Here is a 2,555-nt window from a genome sequence, read left to right on the forward strand (position 1 = left end):
CATGGAATAGTAGAAGCACCATTTAATATGCTTGTAACTGGAGTATTATTTAATTACATTTTAAATAGGAAAGAGAAATCAAGTGAAAAGGGAAAAACTGATATGCTTATTGGGATTTTCTATAGTGAAGTTGGAAATGAGCTGTTAAGATTATTTTTAGAGTCAGATAGATATGTTGAATATTTTAGAGAGAAATTTATGATTAAGAGAGAATGGAAAGAAGCAGATTATAAAAAACTTATATTAGAAAGTGATAGTATAGAACATTCTATAAATATAGAAAATATAGATTTATTAAAGCTTAAAGAAAAACTTGGGAATGTAACAGGTCTTAGTATGGATTTATTAACAAGTACAAGCCTTCAAAATAAAGATGATTTTAATATTATAGTAAATAATGTTTTTTATTTAAAAGGAGAACTTGATGATAGAAATATTGAGGCTGGACTTGAAGAATATGAAAAAGTACATCTTCAAAAAATAGTAAATGAACTATATTTAAAGTTAATAAAAATGTGGGTTAGTCATATGTATTATAGACAAAGTTCTAATGAACAAATGTTTGTTAAGGCACTTATAAAATCACCATTTGATGATAGAACAAGAATGGAAAAAGATCATGAATTTTTAGAAATTAATAAAATAGGAAAAAGTTAAAAAGGACTGTATCATAATAGTTTGTTATCTACAATATATAGGTTGGAAATCTATATATTGTAGATGACATAAATTTTGATATATTCCTTTTATTTATATTTTAAACTGAGGTAAATCATAAGTGAAATTATCAGCTTTAGAATATATATCTGCATTTTGCTTCATAAGATTAGCAAGTTCTTTAGAATACCATACATTTGTAGAGTATTGATGCCAGATACTTGATATTCTTGGTGAAAATCTAAGCTTATATACTGTATTCTGAGAGTAGTAACCATTATGAATATACCCAGCAGAAACAAAATCAGCAGCTCCTGATATTGAAGAAGCTAGTGAAGTCCATCCATGTGTATATGCATATGTTGTTCCAAGTATTAATGCTCGGTCAGGGAATACAACACTATTATTTTCTGCACCTATTCCAAATAAGTTATATACTGTTACTGGTTTAGGTAGTTTTTTCATAGCATAGCCAACAAGTTGCCCTTGTGGATTATATTTAGGTTCACTTTTTATCGCAACTTCTGATATAGTAATACCTTTTGCAAGTTTACTTCTTCCATACCCTGTTTCAAGAATACTCTGATTTACAAAATATAATGGGTCGATATTATATTGCTTACAAGCATTTATAAAAGCTTGTCCTTGTCCTGAAAGAACACCTTTACCATTAAGTAAAGTATTAAGTTTTTCAATGTTAACACTTCTAAATTGATTTATACTAAGGAATTCAAACATATTATTTATATGTGATGGGTCAATAGCATTTAAAAATTCTTGTTTTGTAAAAAGTGGCCAATGTGTATATTCAAGATTTACATAGTTTTCTAATGTTATAGGATAAGAAGTAGTTATTTTTTTTGCTGTTACTTCAGTATCTTTCTTAGAATCATCATTATTTTTAGTATTTATTATGTTAGTACTAGTAGGATTTAATGTTACAAATGATTTTAGTATAAAGCCATAATTAGTACCAAGTTTAATTTGATAATAATTATTTTTTTCTCCAGTTATCATAACAGGAGATTTTATAGTTTCTTGACCGATTATATCAGAATTATTTGTCGGGCTAGAGATTATATTTGCAACATAGGTGTTTATAAATCCTTTAGTATTAAGGTTAATTATATTATTTGCAGTACTTGCAGAATCATTTGAATACCCACTTGTAAGAGTTATATAGTTTGCACTCACATAAGCAGTAGAACCATTGAAATTTATTTTAAACCAGCCATCATCTGCTGAGATTATTGAAACTGTATCATTAAGATTTATTGTTCCAAGTATTTTTGAATTTGTACTAGGAGTACTTCTAATATTTAATGAATTAACATTAACTACCTTCCCTTTTTCTGTTTTGCTTATAGGTTTAGGGTTATTTGAATTAGAGGATTTATTTAAATTACCAGATATAACATTTAAATAATAATCATAAACATAACCTATTTTCCCATTAATTTTAATTTCATACCAACTACCTATTTTTTTAATAACTTCAACTTTATTTCCAAGATAAATATCTTCAAGAATTGAGAAGTTAGTACCTGCACCAGATCTAACATGAAGGAAAGATGAATTTACAACTTCACCAACTACAAGGTCAGAATTTGGAGTTACTACTGGAGTTATAGGTTTATTTGAGATAGCTTTATTATAATCAACATTTAAATAATAAGCATAAACATATCCAATTTGGTCATTTACATCAACTTTATACCACGCACCATTTTTTGATAGTACAGTGATTGAATCGTTTGAATAAATAGTTTCTATTATATTAGAATTTGTTGACGAAGAATCTCTAAGGTGTAGAAAAGTAGTATTGATTAAACTTCCAGTTCCTATACCTTTAGTAGTTACACTTGGAGTTTTAGGCTTTGGAGTAATTGGAGTAGTTT

At 27.2% G+C, this 2,555-nt stretch carries 2 protein-coding genes; one reads left to right on the forward strand and one right to left on the reverse strand.

Annotated elements, in window-relative coordinates; genetic code table 11:
* Window positions 1-657 (forward strand): hypothetical protein (locus Q0V15_RS12910; protein ID WP_297439548.1); only part of this gene is annotated, 657 nt, incomplete at its 5' end.
* Between the two features lie 93 nt (window positions 658-750).
* Here Q0V15_RS12910 and Q0V15_RS12915 read toward each other — a convergent pair.
* Window positions 751-2,555 (reverse strand): SH3 domain-containing protein (locus Q0V15_RS12915; protein ID WP_297439549.1); only part of this gene is annotated, 1,805 nt, incomplete at its 5' end.

This window comes from uncultured Clostridium sp., from assembly GCF_947036855.1.
Lineage (GTDB): Bacteria > Bacillota > Clostridia > Clostridiales > Clostridiaceae > Sarcina.